The following is a 6193-nucleotide window of genomic DNA, read 5'->3' on the forward strand; positions in this document are numbered from 1 at the left end:
CATGATCGAGCTCACCATCGACGGCACGGTCGCGCACGTCGTGCTCGACAACCCCGACAAGCTCAACGCGCTGGATGAAGCGGCGATCCGAGACCTCGACCGCGCGTATGCCGAGGCGGCCGCCGCGGGCGTGCGTGCCCTCGTGCTGCGCGGCGAGGGCCGCGCCTTCTGCGCGGGGCGCGACATCTCGGGCGTCGACCCCCGCGACGACGACGTCATGGGCTACCTCGGCGGGCTCGTGACGCCGCTGCTGCGCCGCATGGCGGAGTTTCCGGCGCCGACGTTCGCCGCGGCCCACGGCGCGTGCCTCGGTGTCGGCCTCGGTCTGCTCATCGCGACCGACGTCGTCTACGTGGCTGACTCGGCCAAGATCGGCTCGCCGTTCGCGGGGCTCGGCGCGACGCTCGACTCGGGCGGGCACGCCCTCTTCTATGAGCGGCTCGGGGCCCACAAGACGCTCGACCTCATCTACACGGGGCGCCTGATGTCCGGGACGGAGGCGGTCGAGTCGGGCCTGTTCTCACGAGTCCTGCCGGCCGAGGACGTACGGGCGGCGACCATCGAGGCCGCCGAGCATGCGGCATCCGGAGCGACCGCGGCCTTCGTCGCCAGCAAGAAGCTCGTCGCGCGCCTGCGCGATGAGCGGCTCGCCCTGTGGGAGTCGGTCGACGTCGAGAACGCCGCACAAGCGGCGCTGTGCGACACCGACGACTATCGCGAGGGGTTCGCGGCCTTCCAGGAGAAGCGCAAGCCCCGGTTCGAAGGACGCTGAGGCCCGCCGCCGAGGTCCGCCGCCGAGGTGATCGCGCATACGCGCGGTGTTCGGTGTGCGTCGCGCTACCGAAACCTGCGCGCGCCCCCTTTCGATCGGTAGCTCGTGCACGTATCGGTAGCGCGAGCGCGTATCGGTAGCTCGTGCGCGTGTCGGTAGCGCGAGCGCGTATCGGTAGCGCGAGCGCAGGGGTGATGGCGGCGGGCGCCCCCACCGCGCCGCGGATATCCGCGAGACTGCATCGGGACGGCGAGACTGCGGGGTCTACCCGCTGTCTCGACCTGCCGACGCAGTCTCGCGGTCGATGGGCGCGGGCGGAATGGGGGTGCGGGGGCGGGCGTTGGGAGCCGGTATGGAAGCCCGTGAAGTCGACGTCGTCGTGATCGGCGCCGGCCAGGCGGGACTCTCGGCCGCCTATCACCTGCGACGCCGCGGGTTCTCGGTGCAGGGCGATGCTCCGAGCTTCGTCGTGCTCGACGCGAACGAACGTCCCGGCGGAGCCTGGCAGCACCGCTGGGAATCCTTGCGGATGGGCACGGTCAACGGCATCCACGAACTGCCCGGATTCCCGGTTCCCGCGCTCGGGGATCACGAGTCCAGTCGCTCCGCGCTGCCGCCGTACTTCTCCGAGTACGAAGAACGGTTCGCCCTCGAGGTGCTCCGTCCCGTGCGGGTCACCGCAGTGCGCGACGCGGGCGAGAGGCTGCTCGTCGACTCGGATCGCGGCGCGTGGGCCGCGCGTTACGTCATCAACGCGACGGGAACATGGACCCGCCCGTTCTGGCCGCACTATCGCGGGCGGGAGAGGTTCCGCGGACGCCAGCTGCACGTGTCCGACTACACGGACGCGACGGACTTCGCCGGTCAGCGCGTCGGAATCGTGGGTGCGGGGATCTCGGCCGTGCAGCTGCTCGAGGAGATCTCGCACGTCGCGGAGACGGTCTGGTTCACGCGCCGCGAGCCGCAGTGGGCCGAGGAGGCGTTCGACATCCCGGCGAGGATCGCCGCGATCGCCGGCGTGGAGGATCGGGTGCGCCGGGGCCTGCCGCCCGGGAGCGTCATCTCGGTCACCGGCATGCATTGGACGCCGTGGGCGCGCGCCGCACAGGCGCGCGGAGTTCTGGTGCGGCATCCGATGTTCGTCTCGATCGAGGAGGACGGCGTCCGCATGCCGGACGGCTCGTTCATTGCGCTCGACACGATCCTGTGGGCGACCGGCTTCCGCGCGGCGATCGACCACCTCGCGCCGCTGCGGCTGCGCACGCCGGAGGGCGGCATCCGCGTCGCGGACTCACGTGCGCTGGATGAGCCGCGCCTCTTCCTCATCGGCTACGGACCGTCGCAGTCCACGATCGGCGCGAACCGTGCCGGTCACGCCGCCGTGCGGGCGATCCTGCGCGACGAAAAAGCCCGCGAGACTGCAACGGCAGGTCGAGCCAGCGGGTGAACCCCGCCGTCTCGACCTGCCGTTGCAGTCTCGCGGTATAGGTGCCGGGTGCCGGTCAGCGGGTGAGGATGAGGGCGTCGCCCTGACCGCCGCCACCGCACAGGGCGACCGCCGCCGTACCGCTGCCGCGGCGGACGAGTTCGTGCACGGCGTGCACGACGAGGCGGTTGCCGGAGGCGCCGATCGGGTGGCCGATCGCGATGCCGCCGCCGTGCGGGTTGACGACGTCATCCGACAGACCGAGCTCGGTCTGCGACCGGGCCACGACGGCGCCGAAGGCCTCGTTGATCTCGACGAGGTCGAGGTCGGACGCGCTCATGCCCTGCTTGGCCAGCGCCTTCTCGATCGCGCGCGCCGGCTGCGCGTGCAGCGAGTTGTCCGGCCCCGCGACCTGGCCGGAGGCGCCGACGACCGCGAGCACATCCCAGCCGTTCGCGTCGGCGTGCGCACGGGTCGTGAGCACGACGGCGGAGGCGCCGTCGGAGATCTGCGACGCGTTGCCGGCCGTGATCGACCCGTCCCTCGCGAACGCGGGGCGAAGCCCGGCGAGGGACTCGACCGTCGTGTCGGGCCGGATGCCTTCGTCGCGCGTCACGACGACGGGCTCGCCGCGCCGCTGGGGGATCTCGACCGGCACGATCTCGGCCTCGAAGACGCCCTCGTCGTATGCGGCGGCCGCGCGCTGGTGCGAGCGTGCCGCGACGGCATCCTGTGCTTCGCGCGTGATCTCGAACCGCTCGTTGTGGCGCTCGGTCGACGTGCCCATGCTCTCGTTGTCGTACGCGTCGGTGAGGCCGTCGTGCGCCATGTGGTCGAGCACCTCGACCGAGCCGTAGGTCCAGCCGTCGCGCGACCCCATGAGCAGGTGCGGCGAGCGGGTCATCGACTCCATGCCCGCGGCGACGACGACCGTCGCGTCGCCGACGCGCAGCATCCGCGCCGCGTCGATGATGGCCGTGAGCCCCGAGAGGCAGACCTTGTTGACGCTGCCGGCGTGCACGTCCCAGCCGATACCGGCGCCGACGGCGGCCTGGCGCGCGGCATTCTGCCCCGACCCGGCGGCCAGCACCTGCCCGACGATCACGGCGTCGACGGCCCCGGCCGGGATGCCGCTCTTGTCGAGCGCGCCCTTGATCGCGAGCGAGCCCAGCTGCGGTGCGGTCAGCGAGGCGAGCTGGCCCTTGAGGCGCCCCTGCGGCGTGCGCGCGGCGGCGACGATGACGATGTCGTCGGTGTTCATGCGGGTGTCCTTTCGATCGCGATGGTGAGCTCCGGCTCGGTCGCGGCGACGACCTCGTCGACCGTGACGCCCGGGGCGGTCTCGATGAGCACGAGACCATCATCGGTCACGTCGATGACGGCGAGGTCCGTGATGATGCGGTCGACTACGCCGCGGCCCGTGAGGGGCAGCGAGCAGTCGTCGACGATCTTGGCGGAGCCGTCCCGCGCGACGTGCTCCATGAGCACGATGACCTTGCCCGCGCCGTGCACGAGATCCATCGCGCCGCCCGGGCCCTTGACCATCTTGCCGGGGATCATCCAGTTCGCGAGGTCGCCCTTCGCCGAGACCTGCATGGCGCCGAGGATCGCGGCGTCGATCTTGCCGCCGCGGATCATGCCGAAGCTCATCGCCGAGTCGAAGAACGCCGTGCCCGGCAGCGTCGTCACGGTCTCCTTGCCGGCGTTGATGAGGTCGGGATCGACGTTGTCCTCCGTCGGATACGGCCCGACCCCGAGGATCCCGTTCTCGGACTGCAGCACGACCGTGACGCCGTCGGGGACGTAGTTCGGCACGAGCGTCGGCAGTCCAATCCCGAGGTTGACGTATGCGCCGTCAGCGAGCTCGAGCGCCGCGCGGGCGGCCATCTCTTGACGAGTCAGTGCCATGTCAGTTCCCTTCTCGAACGGTGCGGCGCTCGATGCGCTTCTCGATGTCGGTGCCCACCTCGATGATGCGGTGCACATAGATGCCGGGCAGGTGGATGCTGTCGGGGTCGAGTTCGCCGGGCTCGACGAGCTCCTCGACCTGTGCGATGCAGACGCGGCCGGCCATCGCGGCCAGCGGGTTGAAGTTGCGTGCCGCCTTGTTGAAGACGAGGTTTCCGTGCCGGTCGCCCTTGAGTGCGTGCACGAGCGCGTAGTCGGTCACGATCGCCTCTTCGAGCACGTACTCGCGCGGCTCACCCGAGGTCTCGAACGTGCGGACGTCCTTCGCGGGGGATGCCACGGCGATGCCGCCGTCGCCGTCGTAGCGGCGGGGGAGTCCGCCCTCGGCGACCTGTGTGCCGACGCCGGTCTGCGTGTAGAAGGCGGCGATGCCCGAGCCGCCCGCGCGGAGCTTCTCGGCGAGCGTGCCCTGGGGAGTGAGCTCGAGTTCGAGCTCGCCCGAGAGGAACTGCCGCTCGAACTCCTTGTTCTCGCCGACGTACGACGAGGTCATCTTGCGGATGCGCTTGGCGTTGAGCAGCACCCCGAGCCCCCAGTCATCGACGCCGCAGTTGTTGCTCACGATGCTGAGATCGCCCGTGCCCTGCGCGAGCAGGGCCTCGATGAGGGCGATCGGGTTGCCCGAGAGGCCGAATCCGCCGACGGCGAGTGAGGCGCCGTCCGGGATGTCTGCGACCGCGGCTGCGGCCGATTCCCACGTCTTGTCGATCACATGTGCTCCTTCGCGCGAGTGCTTGTGCACAACTCCAGAAGTCCTTTTGGTGCCGGCGCGGAGACCAGCGGATTTCCGCGGGTCGCCCACGGACGCGTGGTGATTCCTGAGGAGTTGTGCACACATCCTCCGCCAGCCGGACGCGCGAAGGCCAGGCCACGGTTGCCATGTGGACCGGGATCGGCGTACCGTCCATATCGTGGACACTCCCGCGACCATTCCCGGCGCGCAGTCGGTCGCCCGCGCGGCGCGCCTGCTCCGCCTCGTGACGCAGGGCGGCGGTGAGGGGGTGGCGGTGTCCGACCTCGCCCGCCGCGCTGAGCTCACCCGGCCGACGGCGCACCGACTGCTGCAGGCGCTCCGGAACGAGGGGCTCGTCGACCAGGACGAGCAGACGGGGCGCTGGACTCCGGGCCCCGAGCTCTATCTCATGGGCCAGGTCGCAGCATCCCGCTACGACATCACGGGGATCGCGCGCGACATCGTCCGCTCGCTCGCCGTGCGCACCGAGGAGAGCGCCTTCCTCTCCGTGCGCCGCGGCGATGAGACGGTGTGCCTGCTGCGCGAAGAGGGCAGCTTCCCCATCCGGTCGTTCGTGCTGTCCGAGGGCGTGCGGTTTCCGCTCGGCGTCGCGTCGGCGGGGCTCGCGATTCTGTCGTTCCTGCCGCCTCACGATGTGGACGAGTATCTGGAGCGGCATCCTGAACTCGATGGTCAGTGGGGCGTAGCGCACGGCGAGCCGCGCCTGCGGGCGCGACTTCGCGAGACGCAGGAGCGCGGCTACGCCGTGAACCCCGGCCTCATCGTCGAAGGCAGCTACGGCATCGGCGCGGCGGTGTTCACGCGCGAGGGGCATCCGCAGTGGGCGCTGAGCCTGACGGGCGTGCACTTCCGTTTCGGCCCCGACCGCCTCGCGACGCTCGGCCGCACGCTCCTCGCCCACGCTCATCAGCTGACCTCGCGCATCGTCGCCTCGGGCCGCTGACGCCCGTCGACCCCGTCCGTTGACTTGCGTCCTTTGTCGACGACGCGCGGGGCGGTTCACGCAAAAGCCGCAAGTCGATACAAGCGGCGGGACGGGGCGGGCAGGGCAGGGCGGGCGCACGGCGGCACAGCGGCGCGGCGGCACAGCGGCGCGGCGGGCGCGGCGGGACGGCGGCACGGGGCGCTGCGGGACGGCGGCACAGCGGCGCTGCGGGACAGCGGCGCGGCGGACGGGGCGCTGCGGGACGGCGGCACAGCGGACGGGGCGCGGCGGGCGCGGCGAGGCGGGGCGGGCGCGGCGGGGCGCGCAGGGCGGGACGGCGGACCGGCC

6 protein-coding genes are annotated in these 6193 nt (G+C 71.5%); 3 read left to right on the forward strand and 3 right to left on the reverse strand.

What is annotated here, in order from left to right; translation table 11 throughout:
* The first annotated feature begins 1 nt into the window (after position 1).
* Both ACWIBS_RS14220 and ACWIBS_RS14225 read left to right on the forward strand, forming a co-directional pair.
* Positions 2–772 (forward strand): enoyl-CoA hydratase/isomerase family protein, encoded by a 771-nt coding sequence (locus ACWIBS_RS14220; protein ID WP_376130939.1) that lies wholly within the window; start codon positions 2–4, stop codon positions 770–772.
* Positions 773–1124: 352 nt separating this feature from the next.
* The gene (locus ACWIBS_RS14225) at positions 1125–2219 is read left to right on the forward strand and encodes an FAD-dependent oxidoreductase (RefSeq protein ID WP_376130936.1); all 1095 of its coding nucleotides are present in this window, start codon (positions 1125–1127) and stop codon (positions 2217–2219) included.
* A 55-nt stretch (positions 2220–2274) separates the two neighbouring features.
* Here the strand turns inward: ACWIBS_RS14225 and ACWIBS_RS14230 are convergent, their stop codons facing one another.
* Genes ACWIBS_RS14230 through ACWIBS_RS14240 form a run of 3 tightly spaced genes read right to left on the reverse strand, consistent with a single transcriptional unit; the run spans position 2275 to position 4878 of the window.
* Complete coding sequence (locus ACWIBS_RS14230) at positions 2275–3459, reverse strand: acetyl-CoA C-acetyltransferase (protein ID WP_376131493.1); 1185 nt, start codon at positions 3457–3459, stop codon at positions 2275–2277.
* Positions 3456–4106: a CoA transferase subunit B gene (locus ACWIBS_RS14235; protein WP_376131490.1), complete on the reverse strand. Its 651-nt coding sequence runs from the start codon at positions 4104–4106 to the stop codon at positions 3456–3458. The genes ACWIBS_RS14230 and ACWIBS_RS14235 overlap by 4 nt, the downstream gene beginning before the upstream one ends.
* A gap of 1 nt (position 4107) precedes the next feature.
* Positions 4108–4878 carry a CoA transferase subunit A gene (locus tag ACWIBS_RS14240; RefSeq protein ID WP_376131487.1) on the reverse strand — a complete coding sequence of 257 codons (771 nt, stop codon included), beginning with the start codon at positions 4876–4878 and terminating at the stop codon, positions 4108–4110.
* Between the two features lie 199 nt (positions 4879–5077).
* Here ACWIBS_RS14240 and ACWIBS_RS14245 point away from each other — a divergent pair, with 199 nt between their 5' ends.
* Positions 5078–5863, forward strand: coding sequence for an IclR family transcriptional regulator (locus ACWIBS_RS14245; RefSeq protein WP_376131484.1), 786 nt, complete (start codon positions 5078–5080; stop codon positions 5861–5863).
* The last annotated feature ends 330 nt before the right edge of the window (positions 5864–6193 follow it).

Source organism: Microbacterium sp. NPDC055442 (genome assembly GCF_053644215.1).

Excerpts from the sequence above, each read along its gene's own strand:
- ACWIBS_RS14220 (WP_376130939.1), top strand. The coding sequence starts at position 2 with ATGATCGAGCTCACCATCGACGGCACGGTCGCGCACGTCGTGCTCGAC.
- ACWIBS_RS14225 (WP_376130936.1), top strand. The coding sequence starts at position 1,125 with ATGGAAGCCCGTGAAGTCGACGTCGTCGTGATCGGCGCCGGCCAGGCG.
- ACWIBS_RS14230 (WP_376131493.1), bottom strand. The coding sequence starts at position 3,459 with ATGAACACCGACGACATCGTCATCGTCGCCGCCGCGCGCACGCCGCAG.
- ACWIBS_RS14235 (WP_376131490.1), bottom strand. The coding sequence starts at position 4,106 with ATGGCACTGACTCGTCAAGAGATGGCCGCCCGCGCGGCGCTCGAGCTC.